Source organism: Methylobacterium sp. A54F, from assembly GCF_053346035.1.
Map to the genome: position 1 here is coordinate 1 of NZ_JBKFBF010000109.1, position 311 is coordinate 311.

A 311-nucleotide genomic window follows, 5' to 3' on the forward strand; every position below is an offset into this window, starting at 1 on the left:
CGGGAGGAAACGATGGCGTCACTCTACTCGGAGGCGCACCGCGCGCTGCAGAACGAGTTCGGCACGGTCAAGCTCGCGGACCGGCTCGATACCGACTGGGTGCACGAGGCGATCCAGCCCGACGAGGCCGCCTTCATCGGCTCGCGCGACATGTTCTTCCTCTCGACCGTCGATCCGGACGGCATGCCCCCCGTCTCCTACAAGGGCGGCGCGCCGGGCTTCGTGAAGGTGACGGGCGAGACGAGCCTGGTCTTCCCCGGCTTCGACGGGAACGGCATGTTCTACTCGATGGGCAACATCGAGGGGCAGGC

1 pseudogene is annotated in these 311 nt (G+C 67.2%); it reads left to right on the forward strand.

Features of this window, described 5'->3' with window-relative positions:
- Positions 1 to 12 precede the first annotated feature (12 nt).
- Positions 13 to 311, forward strand: a pseudogene (locus tag ACLBXP_RS25550) (pyridoxamine 5'-phosphate oxidase family protein); the annotation flags it as partial.